Raw genomic sequence first — 16,988 nt, 5'->3', positions numbered from 1 at the left:
AGAATTTCAATAAGCCGGGATTCCCAGTTAATCTGTCGATATAAATACCTAAAAAAACGCAAATTAACGTTCCCGATAATTTGATTACTGTATCTGAAAATTTCATCCATTTTATTCATCATAGTATTACGATACAAATATATTGATTTATTTTTGTATTCAATTACAAATAAATGGTAAAATATATGTATCATGACACATAAACACCCATAAACAACCTAATTCGCTAATAGTTGGTCTCTATGAAAAACGAGCCTAAAGGCGTTGACAGGGTTAAGGACTGCCGACAATATTCCTAATCAAATTCGGCCAGTACATAAGTTTCGTAGGAAAGAAATGCTGAACGAAGTGCTTCAACTGTTTTTGCACCAAAAGAAAAAACCAAAGAAAACAGGCGAATCCTCCTCATCCCCGTCCGGAGAAGATTCCTTCGACTTCACACAAATCTTCGACAGCCTCGATGAAAACGAGGTAAAAATCGAACTGAAAGAAAAGCAGGCGGTACTGAAAGTGGCGGTGAGGAAATACTGAATTTCTTATTTTTAATCCTCCGACCTCCTGCGCCGGCCACCTCCTTTGAAATATATTATCGTTAGTACATGGCAGAAATGTATCAAAGGAGAACTCACCCCGATAAACTTTACTACTTAAACCAATTCTGAAAATGGTTAGGCTATTTTGAACTATTTTCAAATTGGAATAATGCCGATAACTTGCCTGACGACAATCAGGTAGAAAACACAGGCATTGGGAGTAAGCGAACCAATGGCTCAATGTTTTTCATCATCGGTATTAAACAAAGTCTGTATTTTAACAACGATAAATTCTAAAAATCACTAACTTGTAAGCCAAAAACTAACCGAATGATAAAATCAAATATGAAAATATACTAAATATGATGTTTTAAAATTTGCGAAATAAGGGCAGATAAATAAGTTGGAGCAATAAAATTGAAAAGAACTAATTAATTTTTTAAATTTATTTATATGGATCATAAAATTAGAATAAAAATTGGCACTATTGAGATTGAGTATGAAGGAACAGAAGATTACCTTAAGAAAGATCTTCCAGAATTAATTGATAAATTAATTTCATTAAAACTTCCAAGAATTGAAGAGAAAGCATCAGAAATTGAAAATCCTTCAGAAGATACTTCCAACATCGTGGATAGTGTAATTCAAATGTCATCAAATACAATAGCCGCCAAACTTAATGTAAAATCTGGAACAGACTTAATTATTGCAGCTTGTGCTACACTATCTCTTGTGCAGAATAAAGACACCTTCCAACGTAAGGATATACTTACTGAGATGCAAGCGGCTACTAACTATTATAAAAATAGTTACGGGGCAAACCTAACTAAATACCTCAAAAACTTAGTTTCAAATCAGAAACTTATTGAAAGGACAAAAAACACATATGCATTAAATGCATCTGAAAAAAATAAAATTAAAACTGCTTTAGATGTCAACTGATCTAAAAAATATCTTAAATAGTACAGGTTTAAATAGAAAAGATCGCATTCTCATCCTTTTAAAACACAATGATTCAAAGGCTAAACAAGTAAATGAAATCAAGGAACTTGCCAAAAAAAATGGACTTAGAGAAATAGACAAATGGAATGTTTCTATGATTCTTTCTTCTTTAAAAGGATTTGCAATAAAGTTACCTGAAGGTTGGGCTGTTACTAGAGAAGGAGAAAAACACTTAGCAAAAATCGGATATTTGGATTTCTCACCAGTAATTAAAACTCATACCAACCTTTTAAATAAAGCTGAAAGTATTTCATCCCCATATGTTAAAGAGTTCGTTATTGAAGCAATAAAATCATTAGAATTTAGATTATATAAATCCGCTGTAGTTTTTTCATGGATTGGTGCTATATCCCTACTATATGAATATATTGTAAATAACAGTTTAGTAGCTTTTAACAATGAAGCTAAACGACGTGATTATAGGTGGAAAGCAGCAAAAAAAGTTGATGGTCTGACAAAGATGAAAGAATATGACTTTTTACAAATAATTGAATCTATTTCGTTAATTGGTAAAAACACAAAGAATGAACTCGAACAATGTTTAAAGCTTAGAAATTCATGTGGTCACCCAAGCACACTTAAGATTGGTGAAAACAAGGTAGCATCGCATTTAGAAATACTTATTTTAAATGTTTATAATGTATTCATTTAAAAAATTAAAACCGCCAATAAAGTAGCCGGCGAACGGACGAAAAACCCACCGAACCACCTCCTGGCATGGCTATTCTTTTGAGGCACACCACCGAACCCCAAATCATAATCCGGGGCAGGCTGTACGGGGCTCGCATACAGCTTCACCTACCCGTCCAGCGGTTGGAACCGCTTGACGGATAGACGGATCAATAAAACAGGCCACTTTGCAGCAACCGGTTTCAATATCTTTTAATGCCGGACTTGGAAAGTCCGGCTCCCAATCCCTCTCCCTCGGGGAGGTTAGGTGGGGCTTCCCTATAATTTCTCTTTCACCAAACCGGGGATTTCATTGGGCTCTTTAGCCACCGGGACACCGGCTTCGTTGAATGCTTTTACTTTTTCCCCGGCAGTTCCCGAGCCGCTGGAAATAATGGCACCGGCATGTCCCATCCGTTTTCCGGGAGGGGCCGATTGTCCGGCAATAAAGGCCACTACCGGTTTGGTCATTTTTTCTTTGATGTATTTGGCAGCCTGTTCTTCAGCATCGCCGCCAATTTCGCCAATCAGCACCACGGCATCGGTTTCCGGGTCGTTTTCATACATTTCAAGCAGGTCGATGAAGTACAATCCCGAAACGGCATCGCCGCCGATTCCCACGCAGGTAGATTGTCCCAGACCTTCTTCGGTGAGCATGTTCACCACTTCGTAGGTCAGGGTTCCCGAACGTGATATCAGGCCAACATTCCCTCTTTTGAAAATCATGGCAGGCAGGATACCGATGAGGCACTCATCGGGAGTAATCAGCCCCGGGCAGTTGGCGCCCACCAGTTTGGTACCGTTGCGTTTCAGCACGGGTGTTACTTTCATCATGTCCTGAACCGGAACGTGTTCTGTGATACATACCACCAATTCAACGCCGGCATAGCTGGCTTCGAGAATTGCATCGCCGGCAAAGGGGGCGGGCACAAAAATCACGGAGGCATTGGCACCAGTTTCTTTCACCGCCTCTTCAACGGTGTTGAATACCGGCACGCCATCCACTTCGGTTCCGCCTTTACCGGGCGAGATACCTCCTACAATGTTGGTTCCGTAGGCTTTCATTTTGCTGGTGTGGAATCCCCCGTCACGACCGGTAATTCCCTGTACTATTAACTTTGTATCTTTATTGATTAGAATACTCATCTTTATTTATTTTTGCTTATCCAATTAACAGCAGCGGACTGGAGGGCGGGTAGCGCCTCAGTCCACCGGATTGTCCCAAAGGGATTCCTTCGGAAAAACCCGGCGCTATTTTTTACTTAACTCTATGGCTTTTTTGGCCGCTTCACTCATGGTTTTCACCGTTGGCAAACCGTATTCGGTAATAATTGCCTGTCCCTCTTTGGCGTTGGTACCCGACAAACGGATCACAATCGGGATGTCGGTTTTTATCTCGTCGAGCGCGGTTACCAAACCTTTGGCTACATCATCGCAACGGGTTATGCCGCCAAAAATGTTGATCATCACTGCTTTTACGTTTTTATCGCTCAGCAGAATATTCATGGCATCCACCACTTTTTGCGGATTGGACGATCCGCCGATATCGAGGAAGTTGGCCGGATCGCCGCCATACAGTTTAATCATGTCCATGGTAGCCATTGCCAGTCCGGCACCGTTTACCATGCAACCAATGCTACCGTCGAGTTTAATGTAAGACAATCCTTTTTCGTTGGCATCGATCTCTTTTTTCTCGTCTTCATTTACCTCGCGCATTTCAAGGATTTCGGGCTGACGATACAGTGCATTGTCGTCGAAATTCATTTTCCCGTCGATGGCCAGCACTTTTTTATCCGGTGTCAGCACCAGCGGATTGATTTCAGCCAGCGAAGAGTCGGTAGCCACATACAGCTTGTACAGTTTTACAAGAATAGCAGCTGCCTGGCGCATCTGTTTCGGATCGTCGAACAGTTGCAGGGCTACTTTCCGTGCCTGCCAGTCCATCAGTCCCATGGTAGGATCAATGCTCAGTTTGATGATTTTCTCGGGCGAGGTTTTCGCTACTTCTTCAATTTCCACGCCGCCTTCGACACTGGCCATCAGCGTAACCGACTTGGTATTGCGGTCGTTGACCAGGCCAACGTAAAATTCCTTTTCAATATCGACAGCATCGGCCACCATCACTTTTTCAACGGTGAGACCTTTGATGTCCATACCAAGAATTTCTTTGGCTTTTTCAACGGCTTCGGCCCTGGATTTTGCCAGCTTCACACCACCGGCTTTTCCGCGGCCACCGGCATGAACCTGCGCTTTTACTACCCGCAACTTGTCATTATTGGGTACATTTTTCTCAACTTCTTCTACCGAATGACAGACAACTCCATCCGGCACAGGAATCCCGTACTTCCTGAATAAATTTCGGGCTTGATATTCGTGAATCTTCATTTTAAATAATTAGTTGTATTGAAGTGAATCTTCGGCCAAAAGTACCAAATATTTAATAATCCAGAACTATCTATATGTCCCTTTTTTTATGACATTTAACAGGTGTACCATTCGTTATCACTTCAATATTTCAATTTATATAAATATTATATTAATGGTAACCTGTCAACATGAAAATTGTTGACCTCTCCGTTTTTTCATGTAGATTTGCACAAAAATTTGAAGGAATGGAAGAAATTATCCGGAAGGTTATTGAGCACGAAGCGCGTGCTATCCAAAATATACCGGTAACCAAATCATACGAAAACGCAGTCGAACTTATTTTTAAACAGGTGCATAAGAACAATGGTAAACTAATAGCGAGCGGCATGGGGAAAGCTGGCCAGATTGCCCAGAACATTGCCACCACATTCAGTTCAACCGGAACGCCGGCGGTATTTTTGCACCCAAGCGATTCGCAGCACGGCGATTTGGGAGTGGTGCAGGCCAACGATGTGTTGCTGCTGATTTCCAATTCAGGGAAAACCCGCGAAATCCTGGAACTGGTAGAACTGGCCGAAAACCTGCATCCGGGGCTGCCACTGATTGTTATTTCAGGAAACCCGGACAGCGTGCTGGCCAAAAATGCCGATGCGTTTATTTTTACCGGCAACCCGGATGAAGTATGCCCGCTGGGGCTGACTCCCACTACTTCCACCACCGCCATGACTGTAATTGGCGATGCACTGGTAGTGGCCCTGATGACAAAAATAAAATTCACCAGCCAGGATTACGCCAAACGCCACCATGGAGGCTACCTGGGCGATAAATCGCGGTTGCAGGCAGGATTGAAGAAGTGATCAGTGATCAGTTGCAGTTGGCAGTCAGACCTGAACCCCGGAACTTGAACCATGAAACCTGGAACCTGGAACTTGAAACTCTAAAACTACAATATGCGAATCACAAAAGGAAACACCACAGGACTGATAATCGATATCCAGGAGAAACTGTTCCCGGTGATGTGGGAAAAAGAAAAGTTGCTGAAAAATACCAAAATGCTGGTGAGCGGACTGAATGAACTCGGGCTTCCGCTGGTTGCCACCCAGCAGTACACCAAAGGTTTGGGTGAAACACTGGAGGAGATAAAATCAACAGTGCCGGAGTTTGAATACATCGAAAAACGGGACTTCAGCTGCTGTGACGAACCTTCGGTGTTTGAAAAGCTGAGTTTGCCTGGCACCAAAAATATTATCATTTGCGGCATTGAGTCGCACGTTTGTGTGTTGCAAACCGCCATCGATTTGAAAGAGGCAGGAATGAACCCGGTGGTTGTAATGGATTGCGTTTCGTCGCGTTCGCCGGAAAATATCGAACTCGCCAAAGAACGCTTCCGCTTCGAGGGAATTATGATGACTTCCGCCGAATCCATTCTTTTCGAACTGACCCGTTCGTCGGCAGCAAAAGAGTTCAAAGTCATTTCAAAACTGGTGAAATAAACCATCAGGATAATTGTTTGTAGTTTGTTGAAAAAGAATCCGGCGGTTACCTTCGATTCGGTTCAAAAAGCCATAATTTGCGAGCCTGAAGTCAAACTGAAAAATCAAAATCAAAATGAGCGGATTCTTTGGCAACATTGCAAAAACCGACGTGGTATTTCCGGTATTTTACGGAACCGATTACCACTCTCACCTCGGCACAAAACGGGCCGGAATGGCTTTCTACAATAAAAAAGAAGGATTCCAGCGGGCAATACACAGCCTGGAAGACGGCTATTTCAGAACCAAATTCGAAGACGATCTCAAACATTTCGAAGGGAACAGCGGAGTTGGTGTCATCAGCGATACCGAGGCGCAACCGCTTGTAACCAATTCGCACCTGGGGAAATTTGCCATTGCTACTGTGAGCAAAATTGTGAACGCCGGTGAACTCGAAAAGGAGTTCCTCGACGGCCACCGCACATTTTCAGAAACCAGCCAGGGAAGCGTTAACCCCACGGAGTTAATCGCTATGCTCATTGCCGAAGGTCACGATTTTGTTTCGGGAATTGAAAACGTCTTCAACAAAATTAAAGGTTCCTGCTCCATATTGATCCTTACAGAAAATGAAATTATTGCCGCCCGCGACAAGCTGGGGCGCACCCCGGTTGTTATCGGCAAAAAAGGTAACGGAATTGCCGTGGCATCAGAAAGTTGTTCGTTTGCCAATCTCGATTATGAGATAGATAAATACATTGGTCCGGGCGAAATTGTGCGCATCACTGCCGACGGAGTAGTTCAGCTACGCAAACCCGACAAAGAGATGCAGATTTGTGCATTTCTGTGGGTGTACTACGGTTACCCGCCCTCGTATTACGAAGGCATCAACGTGGATGAAGTGCGCTACCGCTGCGGTGCGGCGCTGGCAAAAAACGACGATGTGGAAGCCGACTTTGTGGCCGGAATCCCTGACTCGGGCGTGGGGCACGCCATGGGCTACAGCAATGAACGGCAAATTCCGCTCACACGCCCGTATGCCAAATACACACCTACCTGGCCGCGGAGTTTTATGCCCCAAACCCAGGACAAACGCGATTTGGTAGCCAAAATGAAACTGATTCCCAATCCGGCCCTGATTAAAAATAAACGCGGCGTTTTTCTCGACGATTCCATTGTACGGGGTACCCAACTGAAAGACAACACCCGCGATTTGCACTCCGAAGGAATCAAAGAGGTGCACATGCGAATCGCCTGTCCGCCACTCACCTATCCCTGTGAGTTTCTCAATTTCTCGCGTTCTCGAAAATCAATTGAGCTGGCCACCCACACAGCCATCAACCAGCTAAAAGGAACCGAGGAGGTGGATTTGGAAAAATATTCCGACCCCGAATCGGAAGAGTACAAAGAGATGGTTGAAAGGATCCGGCAAAACCTGGGACTGACGAGCCTGAAATTTCAGAAATTGAATGATTTGGTGGATGCCATCGGGCTTCCAAAAGAAAAATTGTGTACCCACTGCTGGGATAAAAGCAGCCACTTTTAAAAGAAATTATGCTTGATATTTGTGCCATCGCTTCGGGAAGTAACGGAAATTGCTACTACATTGGCAATGAAAAAGATGCGGTATTAATTGATGCGGGTATTTCGTGTAAACAGATTTTGTCGCGGATGGAATCCAAAGGCCTCGATCCCCAAAAATTGAAAGCCGTTTTTATTTCGCACGAACACAGCGACCACATGCGCGGGGCGCGCGTGCTGGCCAAACGCCTGAACATTCCGGTGTGGCTGACTGCCAAAACCTACTATGCAACCTACAAAAACATGCAGCCTGCTTATCCGCAGTTTTTTGCTCCGGGAAGCGAACTGCAAATCGGGGAATTTACCATTCATCCGTTTTTGAAAAACCACGATGCCGCCGAGCCGTGTTCCTTCAGAGTAGAGTATTCGGGGAAAAATATCGGGGTATTTACCGATATTGGCGAACCATGCGAAAACGTGACCTCCCAACTCGGGCAATGCGATGTGTTGTTCCTCGAAACCAACTACGACGAGCAAATGCTGACTGACGGCCCCTACCCTTTCTTTCTGAAACAGCGTATTTCCTCATCGGTAGGTCATTTGTCGAATATCCAGGCGGTGGAGTTACTTGAAACGCATGGCGGTGAAAATTTGAAATGTGTGTTTTTAAGTCACCTTTCAGCAGAAAATAACACACCTGAACTGGCGTTGACTTCATTTAAAAAGCTAAAAACAAAATTGGACGTGCGGCTGACTTCGAGATACGGGGCAGGGGAAGTATTTGTAATCTGAAATTATTTATGTTTATAAATATCTCCTCTCATACCGGCAGAAAATAGAATTACTACCAATTTTTCATTCAAAACCTGATATACCAATCTGATTTTACCAATCCGCAACCTGTAAACATTCTCAACGCCTTTAAGCTGTTTAATATCCTGATTTTCATTCTTTATTGGATTTTGTTCGAGGAGATCTATTTTTCTCTTTATCGATTTCTTTTCTGATTCGGATCGTCTTTGAAGAAACTTGATCACTTTCTTATTAAGGATAACTTTGTACATCAAAGCTGCTCTTTTAAATTATCCCAGTCTTCAAAATCTTTCAGATCGCCTTTCTCTATTTTTTTTTGCAATGTATAATATTCCTCCTTTTCTTCGGCTGAGAGCGTATCTGAATCCAGATCATAGATTTTAAAACTATCCTTTGGAAGTAATTCCAGAAAATCTCGGAAAGTTTTATATACTTTGTCGGATATATCAATGGTAATCGTCTTCATACTCAATATCTTTTAGTTCAAAAATAACAAATTCAAAACAAAAAAAAGGGTGTACGACAAATTCCATAGTATTATGTGCATGCGTAAGAAGTGATTTTTTACACCGTGGCTTCAGCCCGGTGAACAAAAACGGCCAAAAATTAAAGGGCTTCAGCCGTTAAAGGGATTAAATGCTAAAGCCACAAAAAGCGCTGAGAAAAATAACCACCGGGCTAAAGCGCCGGTGAAAAAAGAATGAAAGATTTGAACCGCTCTGTAAAACGTAGAATTTGTTGTACACCCCAAAAAAAAAGGATTCCCTCTTCTAAAAAAGAAAGAATCCCTTTCTGCTAAATGCGACTGAAAACTGACAACTATTTATTCCCTTCCCGCGAGTTTAGCCAGTAGCCTTAAAATTTCGAGGTAAAGCCAAACGAGGGTCACCATCAAGCCGAAAGCACCGTACCATTCCATATATTTTGGAGCGCCTGACTGCGAAGCGCGGTCGATAAAAGCAAAATCGAGTACGAGGTTAAGCGCGGCAACACCCACAACCACCAGGCTAAAACCAATGCTAAAAGTACCGCTGCCATGCAGGAAACTTAAATTGGCACCAAACATACCTGCAATGAAACTCACAAAGTAAACCAGCGCAATTCCGCCTGTGGCAGCAACCACTCCGAGCATAAATTTGCGGTTCACCTTAATTATTCCGGAGCGGTAAACAAATAGCATGATGGCAAAAACCGCCAGTGTTAATGCCACCGCCCGAACCACAATTCCGGAATACATCGATTCGAAGAGGGCAGATAAACCACCGAGTAATAAACCTTCGAAAACCGCGTAAATGGGGGCAGAAATACCGGAACTTTTAGGTCGGAAAATAGTAACCAGCGCGGTAATCAATCCGCCGATTCCACCCACAAAAACCCACGGCATAACAACCGAGGATGCTGCTTCGGGGTTGGCCACACCAAAAAATTTATTCCATGTAAACATAGCCGCAGCCACTACCAGCAGCAACATTAAAGCAGTTTTATTAATGGTTCCGTTAACTGTCATCGCTTCTGATGAAGCAATACGTTCACGTCCAAATCGTTTTTCGGTCAGAACCGGATTGGATGTTTTTGACAAATTTATGATAGCCATAAAAAGTTTTTTAAATTTATAATTTCGGTCAAAAGCCTGAACAAAATATTTGCCAACAAGTTTGTAACTGACAAGATTTCCGAAGTTAAATTGTTTTAATCGAAATGTTCCCTGAAAACCGGGCCTGAAAGCTCATCAAACAACGATTCGCCAAAACGGATGGCCGTTTCGGAATCGGACAACTGCAGATTTTTGGAAAGTTCGATGGTTTGCTGGTACAACAATTCCGACCGGTTGCCAAGGGCAATAACGGTGCGGCGGAGCACAGTGTGTAATTTTGTATCTTTAGCCAGGGTGCGAAATTCTTCAAAAAAGGGTTCAAACATTTCGTCGATGGCATTTTTATCAGATAGCGCCAGCCGGCCAGCAAGGTGAATTCCTGTAAACCGCACCAAATGTTTTTTACCACGGCACCACTCCAGTGCTTTCACAAATGCAAACGGGGTTTTCCACCACAGATTGGCAGAAGCCTGCTCGGCCATTTCAACAGTTTCGAAGCTTTTGGTCCAGAAATCCATTTGCTCCTCGGTCACCTCATCCGGCTCGTCGAGTAATGTGGCAAGGATCATGGTTTCTCGCCACTGTTTGTTCCAGAGTTTCAATGCCAGCAGATGATTGGGGTCAAAAGAACGGGCAATTTCACGCAGTTCGACAACCGACACGCCCCAGTTTAATTTATATTGAATGCCATGTTTTTTCATTGAGCGAGAAACATCGCCGTTTTTCCGCGACTTAATAAGTTGCAGCAATTGCTGAAAATCCTTTTCGGTTTCCGGTTTATCGAGTAAAAAATCCATATCATTAAAAAATATACAGGCTGCAAAATTAACATAAATGCAAACACTGGAATATCGAACTGAAAAGATTAACTTTGCGTTCAGCAAAACGATAAGTAAAAATTGTTTCCCAAAAAGTATAGAAATAATACAACAGGGCTCCAGGTATTCCAATTGCTCCGGTTTGGTACATTACTGCTGATAAGTATTGTTTTTGCAAAAAGCAACCTGACAACCGAATCAATTGGAGATTATGAGAAATTCTTATTTATAACTGCCCTTGTCTGCTCGTTTTGGATAAACGGGCTCATTCAGTCGTTCCTGCCGTTATTCCGGAACAACAGCACCTTTACCAACACCAGTGGCAAGTCGCCCGAAATTTTCAATGTTTTCGTGTTGCTCAGTGTATTAAGCCTTCTTGCCATTGTTGTGTTGCTGGTTTTTAAAGGCCCGCTCTCCAACACCCTCGGCGTTGAAGGCTCCATCCCCTATTTTAACCTTATCCTGGTGTACATTTTTTTCAGTAGTCCATCGTTTCTGATTGAATACATTTACCTGCTCAAAAACCAGGCTGACTGGGTATTTAAATACGGATTCAGCACATTTTTCCTGCAGTTTGTTTTGATTTCTGCCCCGGCTTTTTGGGGAGGGAACATGGAATTAAGCATCTGGGGATTGATTGCTGTTACAGTTATCAGGTATGGCTGGCTCATCCAGCTATTAAAAAAGTATGCCGCCCCTGTATTTTCAACCGATTTTATACGTGAACACCTTCACTTTGCGTATCCGCTAATAATAAGCATGTTGCTGGGTGGATCAGCTCATTATGTAGATGGTTTTCTGGTCTTAAACAAATTCGATTCTGCGACATTTGCCGTTTTCAGGTACGGGGCAAAGGAATTTCCGCTGGTACTGTTAATGGCCAACGCTTTAAGCAATGCAATGATTCCCGAATTTTCCATGAAAGAAAAGCTTTCAGTCGCCTTAGTTACTTTAAAAAACAAATCGGCTACACTGATGCATTTGCTTTTCCCAGTAACTGTGGTGTTTCTTCTGTTCAGCAGCTGGCTTTATCCAAGGGTTTTCAACGAAAACTTCTCTGAAAGCGCGGTAATATTCAACATTTACCTGCTTTTAATTATAAGCAGACTGGTATTCCCCCACACCATTTTAATTGGCCGAAAAAAAACAAATATTGTAATGTATGCATCTTTTGCAGAGCTTATGGTCAATGTGGTTCTTAGCATCATTTTTATTCATTTTTGGGGTATTGAAGGGGTTGCTTTTGCAACGGTTATTGCATTTTCTGTTCAAAAAATAATCTGGCTGACATACAACAAAAAGGTGCATGGTATTTCCCCAAAAGATTATATCCCGGTAAAAACACTTGCAATCTATTCTTTAATAACTTTGGTGGTTTTCTATTTTATGTACTAACGTTTTGCCTGCGAAGATGAAAAACACAACAATTTCTGAAATATTACAATGCATTTATTGTGAAAACAACAATTTGAAATTCACGAAGGAAGGGGATAATCTGATTTGCACACATTGCAACCATGAATATGCTGTTTCTGATAATGTGCCGGTAATACTGCCTGAAAAAGAAAATACAGTTCAGACTAAATCTGAAATACACGAAAAAACGGGAACGGCATTCAATTACATCGACCATTACCAAAAAGATGCTTTCACATCCGATTATTTTGCTGAACGCGACAGCGGAACCGAGCACAGCGAGAGAAGGGTCAGGGAATATATTGCCGCGCAAATTTCAGGGGGAAAAGGGATGATGCTGGATGTTGGCTGCGGAAAAGCCTGGGTGGCGGAGTTGTTTTGTCCACTCGGATTTGAAGTAATTTCCATGGATATTTCGTTGAGAAATACTGCCAAAGCGCTGAAAAAACATCCTTTTGAGAACCACTACGCGGTTGCTGCCGATGTTTTTTCCCTGCCGTTTTTAAAGAATACATTTGATTATATTATTGCTTCCGAAATTATCGAACATGTACAAGACCCAGGTACCTTCGTTGAAAAACTTTTCAGCGCGTTAAAACCCGGAGGAAAACTGATAATTACGACACCGTACAAAGAAAAAATTCAGTATTCACTTTGTATTCATTGTAATAATCCAACTCCCCTTCACGCACACCTCCATTCTTTTGATGAAAAAATTTTAGAATCGTTGTACACGGGTAACGATGTGAAATGGTGCAAATCTCAGACTTTTGGAAATAAATTACTCATACACCTGCGTTTCCATGTTATTTTAAAATATATGAACTTTAAGATTTGGAAGGTTATTGATTCGTTGATGAACCTTATTTATAAAGCACCTGCAAGAATTTTGGTCAAATGGGAAAAGCGTTTGTAGAAGTTTTCGTTTATATTTGTTTTAAAACCGAGAAAAATGGCACAACTAAAAGGATGGACCAGAAATATTCTGCTGATTGGCGGTGGAATTTTCCTGTTATTCCTGTTATGGTATTTCAGCGCCATTGTTACCTACATTTTAATTTCCGCGGTCCTTTCTTTTTTAGGCAGGCCGCTTGTTCGCTGGATTAGTTTAGTCAGGTACAAAAACCACAGAATACCCAAAGGGGTAGCGGCATTCATTGCCCTTTTTGCACTCTGGGTGGTGCTCTTCTCATTTTTCCGGTTCATTATTCCCCTATTAATGAAAGAGCTGGAAACTTTTTCGAAAATTGATTTTGAAGCCGTTTTACAATCGATAGAAATACCACTGACAAGGGTTATGAAATTTTTGAGAAACGACCCGGTTGTTGTTGAAGGCCGGACTTTTTTCGATGTGCTGGCCGAGCAACTCGGGGCACAAATGGACTTCTCGAGGCTGCCCAATATTTTTGCCATTATTGCCGGAACTATTGGTGAGCTGTTCATTGGCATTTTTTCCGTTTCGTTCATTACCTTTTTCTTTCTGAAAGAAGAGGATATGTTCCGCGACGGTATTTTGCTTATCGTCCCATCCGAACTGGAAGAAAAAGTTTCACATATCCTCAATTCCATTTCTTACTTACTCCGGCGCTATTTTGTAGGATTAATACTGGAAGTATTCATGGTAATGCTGCTCGATACCGTTGGCCTTACACTGGTAGGGCTTGATTTTAACCATGCCGTGATTATCGGGCTTTTTTGCGGGCTTTTCAACGTTATTCCATACCTCGGCCCCTGGATGGGTGCCGCCCTCGGGTTGCTCATTGGTGCCGCCCTGAATATAAACGCGGATTTTATGAGCTACACGCTTCCTTTGCTGGCCCTGATGAGTGCTGTATTCCTTTCGGTGCAGGTTATCGATAATATTTTGTTTCAGCCGCTCATTTATTCGAGCAGTGTTAAGGCACACCCGCTCGAGATATTCCTGGTAATATTAGCGGCAGGCAGCATGGCCGGAATTGTCGGCATGTTTCTGGCAATTCCCACATACACCATAATTCGCGTGGTGGCAAAAGAATTTTTTGAAAATATGAAACTGGTACGCAAACTAACTGAAAATCTGGAACAATAAACAACTGTAATAAAAACCATGATGGGGCCTGTGGAAGGAACAGTTGCCACACATGAACATGCCTTTAATTTTGAAAAAACGCCCGAAGATGAACTAAAAGCCGCTTCGCTGAAGAACCCGCCGGCTGACGATTTTGATTTGGAACGGGCCAAACAAAAATACGACCAGTACTGCCTTATTTGCCACGGCGAAAACGGCGACGGACAAGGACACCTTTTCACCAGCGGAAAATACCCCATTCCACCATCAAACTGCCACGTCGAACGTGCGATGAATAAAACCGACGGCCAGCTGTTTCACAATATTCGTGCAGGGTTTGGTGTAATGGGCGCACACGGCCCGCAGCTTTCGGTAGAAGATTTTAGTTCGAATGCGATCCGCACGCTTGCTTATGGATTTGCCCAGTTTATTCATAACGGCGGAGTTTTAAGGATTATAACCAATCATTTCCTGTCGATTAAAGATAAACTATTAATATCAGACGATGAGATTGAATCTTTGGTTGAAGATAAGGATGTAGAATATATAGTAAATAAAGATTTAGAAGGGCTTGCGAAAATACTTGAAAAAGGAGATCAACATTTTTTCGATTGTTTGAAATATTTGCTGAAAAAGAACAGACTACAGATTATTCCGGTAAAACTTAAGCCAAATCGGTTGGCACATTTTAAACAAGGTATTTTGGACGACGGTACCAATCAGGTTTATTTTAATGGAAGTTGCAATTTTACCTACCGTGGGTTAATCGATAATGGAGAAAGCCTTTCAATTGCGCGGTCATGGGGAGAAAATTCTGAAAAGATAAAGGTTAAAGAAAATATTGAAAGAATTTGCAATAAGGAAGATGCAGGTTTCGAATATTTAACTCCGGAACAAATCATCACAGTCATTGAAAAAACAGGAAATGATAAACGGCTCGATGAATTAATTGAAGATGAAATAAATATTTATGAGAAAATTTCACACCTGCCTTCATTGAAGAATACTTTTGCAAAATATACTTCAGATTTTAAAAAGAAAGTAGAAGAAGAAAAGCATAATCCCAAATTCCCCTACCCAGAAGGCCCACGATCCTATCAGGCAGAAGCTTACCAAAATTGGGTAAGTAATAATCAAAAAGGGATTTTTGCAATGGCAACTGGAACTGAAAAAACTTTTGCCGCTTAATGAATTAAGTCCACTCTATATGAAACAATTTGCACAAAGCTCGTTATCATCAATTAAAATATCGATTAATTTATTGGATTTGTTTTTGGCACTTAATTTTTTCTGCACGGTGGAGATGTAGTCGAGTTTAATTTGGGCCATTCGTTCCGGTTGAATTATTTCCTCTAATGTTTCGTTGTCCATCCAACTGTAGCCATCTTTTTCATATTCCTGCGCTTTGCGGAATAATTCCGGATGTCGTTCATACAGCCAAATCCATTCTATTTTGCGTTGGTAAAAACAAAAGAAACAACCGGACCGGCTGCGGTTGTATTTCCCTTTTTGGCCGTTTACTTCAAATTCAATTTCATCGTAATAGCCAGGCACTTTCACACCGTTTTCTTTAAACAGTTGGAAAACTTTGTTAATGTCAACGCTGTCTTCATTGTCCAAAAGGGAATATTCGTTTAAATGGGAAACCGGGTAATCTTCAGTTTTTAAAAAATCGAAAACGACATGGTTAAAAGTAGAGATGCTTAAATGAAGTAAATCATTCATTTTCTGAGAAAACAAATATTTTGGAGATTGTGGCTCATCAATAATCTCGAGGAAACGGGCTATCAATTTTTTTTCACCATATTTTTCATATAGCCTGGCAATTTTCTCGCGGTTCGAATTGTGAAGCACTTTATGCAAAATTTCCATACTCCAAATGTGCTTCCGAAACGGGAAAACAGATTGAATATTTGATTTGGTAGAAACATAACCTTCCCGGTCTTCGTCGTCGCGAATGCCAACATATGAAATGGCCAAATCGTCTCCAATCCATTTTTCAAAAGGTTCCAATTTAAGTTTTTGGGTACACCAGCGAGCCATTGAGGAGGGGAGAAATCCATTGTAAATATCTAAGTAATGATCGAACGGATTTTTGTGGCTATGATTAGCTTCCAGCTTAATTATCTTTTTACCCAGGAACGATTCCAATTCAGCAATTAACTCGTAAGTTTCCGGCAGTTCTTTACCAGTGTCAGAGAAATAGTACTCCATGACAATTCCAGGGTGGTTGGTTTTCATGTACATGGCCAGCGCTGCACTGTCTTTTCCTCCTGAAATTCCTAAAACGTGTCTGATAGGTTTTGCCATTAATCTAATTTTTTTGAGGAATATTGTCTTTTGTTTGGAATAACTCCACGCACTCCACCTTCTGGGAATTCAACATCACCAGAATATCTAGGAATAAGATGAATATGAACATGAGGGATTGTTTGACCAGCTACTCCATTTATATTAATTCCCACATTAAATCCATTGGGATTAAATTCTTCTACCAATATTTCTTTTACTTTATTTAAAATGAACCAACATGCAGATTGTTCTTTAAAAGTTAACTGAAAATAATCGGAACAGTGTTTTTTTGGAATAATTAAAGCGTGGCCGTTATTTACCGGAAATTTATCGTAAATGGCAAAAGCAGTGGCCGATTCAAGAATTAACTTTCTTTTCGGATCAGGATTGCAAAATGGACAATCTGTATTTTCACGTTTTATCTGGTTAAAATGCCTGTATTCATAA

General features: G+C 41.6%; 19 protein-coding genes. 11 read left to right on the top strand and 8 right to left on the bottom strand.

The window, feature by feature from the left end:
• Positions 1-336 precede the first annotated feature (336 nt).
• From ACTCNA_RS14815 to ACTCNA_RS14805, 3 genes are all read left to right on the top strand, one after another.
• Entirely contained in the window at positions 337-531 is a 195-nt protein-coding gene (locus ACTCNA_RS14815; RefSeq protein ID WP_462948713.1) for a hypothetical protein, read from the top strand.
• Positions 532-986: 455 nt separating this feature from the next.
• Positions 987-1,475 carry a hypothetical protein gene (locus ACTCNA_RS14810; RefSeq protein WP_462948712.1) on the top strand — a complete coding sequence of 163 codons (489 nt, stop codon included), beginning with the start codon at positions 987-989 and terminating at the stop codon, positions 1,473-1,475.
• Positions 1,465-2,187, top strand: a complete 723-nt coding sequence (locus ACTCNA_RS14805; protein WP_462948711.1) for a hypothetical protein — start codon at positions 1,465-1,467, stop codon at positions 2,185-2,187. Before ACTCNA_RS14810 ends, ACTCNA_RS14805 begins: the two co-directional genes overlap by 11 nt.
• 296 nt (positions 2,188-2,483) lie before the next feature.
• Here ACTCNA_RS14805 and sucD read toward each other — a convergent pair whose 3' ends face one another.
• Positions 2,484-3,350 carry a succinate--CoA ligase subunit alpha gene (gene sucD / locus ACTCNA_RS14800; protein ID WP_462948710.1) on the bottom strand — a complete coding sequence of 289 codons (867 nt, stop codon included), beginning with the start codon at positions 3,348-3,350 and terminating at the stop codon, positions 2,484-2,486.
• Positions 3,351-3,455: 105 nt separating this feature from the next.
• On the bottom strand, positions 3,456-4,589 hold the full coding sequence (gene sucC, locus ACTCNA_RS14795; protein WP_462948709.1) for an ADP-forming succinate--CoA ligase subunit beta: 1,134 nt from the start codon (positions 4,587-4,589) through the stop codon (positions 3,456-3,458).
• 227 nt (positions 4,590-4,816) lie between these two features.
• Here sucC and ACTCNA_RS14790 point away from each other — a divergent pair, with 227 nt between their 5' ends.
• The 4 genes from ACTCNA_RS14790 (at position 4,817) to ACTCNA_RS14775 (ending at position 8,353) form a co-directional block, all read left to right on the top strand.
• Positions 4,817-5,428 (top strand): SIS domain-containing protein, encoded by a 612-nt coding sequence (locus ACTCNA_RS14790; RefSeq protein WP_462948708.1) that lies wholly within the window; start codon positions 4,817-4,819, stop codon positions 5,426-5,428.
• Between the two features lie 93 nt (positions 5,429-5,521).
• Complete coding sequence (locus ACTCNA_RS14785) at positions 5,522-6,064, top strand: isochorismatase family protein (protein WP_462948707.1); 543 nt, start codon at positions 5,522-5,524, stop codon at positions 6,062-6,064.
• A 115-nt stretch (positions 6,065-6,179) separates the two neighbouring features.
• Complete coding sequence (locus tag ACTCNA_RS14780) at positions 6,180-7,586, top strand: amidophosphoribosyltransferase (protein WP_462948706.1); 1,407 nt, start codon at positions 6,180-6,182, stop codon at positions 7,584-7,586.
• Positions 7,587-7,594: 8 nt separating this feature from the next.
• Complete coding sequence (locus ACTCNA_RS14775) at positions 7,595-8,353, top strand: MBL fold metallo-hydrolase (RefSeq protein ID WP_462948705.1); 759 nt, start codon at positions 7,595-7,597, stop codon at positions 8,351-8,353.
• A 2-nt stretch (positions 8,354-8,355) separates the two neighbouring features.
• Here ACTCNA_RS14775 and ACTCNA_RS14770 read toward each other — a convergent pair whose 3' ends face one another.
• From ACTCNA_RS14770 to ACTCNA_RS14755, 4 genes are all read right to left on the bottom strand, one after another.
• Positions 8,356-8,625, bottom strand: a complete 270-nt coding sequence (locus ACTCNA_RS14770) for a type II toxin-antitoxin system RelE family toxin (protein WP_462948704.1) — start codon at positions 8,623-8,625, stop codon at positions 8,356-8,358.
• Positions 8,625-8,840 (bottom strand): hypothetical protein, encoded by a 216-nt coding sequence (locus ACTCNA_RS14765; protein WP_462948703.1) that lies wholly within the window; start codon positions 8,838-8,840, stop codon positions 8,625-8,627. Before ACTCNA_RS14765 ends, ACTCNA_RS14770 begins: the two co-directional genes overlap by 1 nt.
• A 357-nt stretch (positions 8,841-9,197) precedes the next feature.
• The gene (locus tag ACTCNA_RS14760) at positions 9,198-9,968 is read right to left on the bottom strand and encodes a Bax inhibitor-1/YccA family protein (RefSeq protein WP_462948702.1); all 771 of its coding nucleotides are present in this window, start codon (positions 9,966-9,968) and stop codon (positions 9,198-9,200) included.
• A 95-nt stretch (positions 9,969-10,063) separates the two neighbouring features.
• Positions 10,064-10,765: a DNA alkylation repair protein gene (locus ACTCNA_RS14755; protein ID WP_462948701.1), complete on the bottom strand. Its 702-nt coding sequence runs from the start codon at positions 10,763-10,765 to the stop codon at positions 10,064-10,066.
• A 102-nt stretch (positions 10,766-10,867) separates the two neighbouring features.
• Here ACTCNA_RS14755 and ACTCNA_RS14750 point away from each other — a divergent pair, with 102 nt between their 5' ends.
• The 4 genes from ACTCNA_RS14750 to ACTCNA_RS14735 all read left to right on the top strand — a co-directional run bounded on the left by ACTCNA_RS14750 (position 10,868) and on the right by ACTCNA_RS14735 (position 15,437).
• Entirely contained in the window at positions 10,868-12,181 is a 1,314-nt protein-coding gene (locus ACTCNA_RS14750) for an oligosaccharide flippase family protein (protein ID WP_462948700.1), read from the top strand.
• 73 nt (positions 12,182-12,254) lie between these two features.
• Complete coding sequence (locus tag ACTCNA_RS14745) at positions 12,255-13,118, top strand: class I SAM-dependent methyltransferase (RefSeq protein WP_462948699.1); 864 nt, start codon at positions 12,255-12,257, stop codon at positions 13,116-13,118.
• A gap of 36 nt (positions 13,119-13,154) precedes the next feature.
• Entirely contained in the window at positions 13,155-14,270 is a 1,116-nt protein-coding gene (locus ACTCNA_RS14740; RefSeq protein ID WP_462948698.1) for an AI-2E family transporter, read from the top strand.
• An 18-nt stretch (positions 14,271-14,288) separates the two neighbouring features.
• A complete protein-coding gene (locus tag ACTCNA_RS14735) occupies positions 14,289-15,437 on the top strand; it encodes a c-type cytochrome (RefSeq protein WP_462948697.1) in 1,149 nt (382 codons plus the stop codon).
• Between the two features lie 15 nt (positions 15,438-15,452).
• Here the strand turns inward: ACTCNA_RS14735 and ACTCNA_RS14730 are convergent, their stop codons facing one another.
• Positions 15,453-16,559 carry a phosphoadenosine phosphosulfate reductase domain-containing protein gene (locus tag ACTCNA_RS14730; RefSeq protein WP_462948695.1) on the bottom strand — a complete coding sequence of 369 codons (1,107 nt, stop codon included), beginning with the start codon at positions 16,557-16,559 and terminating at the stop codon, positions 15,453-15,455.
• The coding region (locus ACTCNA_RS14725; RefSeq protein WP_462948694.1) for an HIT family protein at positions 16,559-16,988 on the bottom strand (430 nt) is incomplete at its 5' end. The genes ACTCNA_RS14730 and ACTCNA_RS14725, both read right to left, overlap by 1 nt.

The organism is Tangfeifania sp., from assembly GCF_055108615.1.
The sequence above is the reverse complement of the archived record's forward strand: the minus strand, read 5'-3'. Positions and strand labels throughout refer to the sequence as shown.